Genomic DNA, 1,067 nt, shown 5'->3' with positions numbered 1-1,067 from the left:
TGACCGGTGAGTTGGCGGTGGACCACAGCAGCGCCGGCAATATCGGTGGCGTCTACGATGTGGCCCGGCGCGGCTGGTCGGCCGAGATGCTGGCGGCGCTTGGGATTCCGTTGGCGATGATGCCGGAGCGTTTGCTGTATTCCGGTGAAGTGGTCGGTGGTTTGCTGGAGGAATGGGCCCGGCGGCTGGGCTTGCAGGCCGGCACGCCGATCCTGGCCGGGGGCGTGGATGCGGCCATGGCCACATTGGCGGCCGGGGTGACGCGGCCGGGCAATCACGTGGCGATGATTGGCACCAGCATGTGCTGGGGTTATCTCAATCAGCAGGTGGATGCGCGCCATGGCCTGGTGAGCATGCCCCACGTCTATAACGGCCATCAGGACCTGTACATCTTCGGTGGTGCGATCACCGCCGGGGCGTCGGTGAGCTGGTTTCGCGAACAGTTCTGCCAGGCTGAGGAGCAGCAGGCGAAAGAGACTGGCCAGGACAGTTTGTGGCTGCTGGAGCAGAGCGCCGCAAAGATCCCGGCGGGCAGCGAAGGGCTGTTGTTCCTGCCGTATCTCATGGGCGAACGCAGCCCGGTGTGGGATGACCGGGCCAGCGGCAGCTTTGTCGGGCTGAACCTGTATCACAGCCGGATCCACCTGTACCGCGCGGTGCTCGAAGGGGTGAGTTTTGCCCTGCGGCACAATATCGAAGCGGGCACCCGTGGGGCGCATTCCCTTGATCCACGGCTGATTGTGGTGGGTGGGGCGAGCCATTCGGATTTGTGGATGCAGATTATTGCGGACATCACCCACTTCCCGGTCTACACCATTGTGCAAGAGGTGGAGGCGGCCTTGGGCGCGGCGTTGTTGGCGGCCCATGCGGTGGGGGTGGTGGATGACCGGCAGATGGAGAAAGGTTGGGTGCAGTTGGAGCTGCGGGCGGAGCCGGCGGCGGGGAATGTCGGGGTGTATGACCGGGCGTTTGCCAGCTATCTGGAGCTGTATCCGGCCTTGAAACCGGTGATGCACAGCTTGCAATTGAATTAAGCGAACACTGATCCAAATGTGGGGGCGGGCTTG

At 63.6% G+C, this 1,067-nt stretch carries 1 protein-coding gene; it reads left to right on the top strand.

Annotation, left to right across the window (positions count from 1 at the left end):
• Positions 1-1,034, top strand: a 1,034-nt coding sequence (locus HX786_RS31460) for an FGGY-family carbohydrate kinase (RefSeq protein ID WP_178913082.1), incomplete at its 5' end; no start/stop codon positions are given.
• Between the last annotated feature and the right edge of the window lie 33 nt (positions 1,035-1,067).

Source organism: Pseudomonas sp. 21615526 (genome assembly GCF_013386245.1).
Taxonomy (GTDB): domain Bacteria; phylum Pseudomonadota; class Gammaproteobacteria; order Pseudomonadales; family Pseudomonadaceae; genus Aquipseudomonas.
The sequence above is the reverse complement of the archived record's forward strand: the minus strand, read 5'-3'. Positions and strand labels throughout refer to the sequence as shown.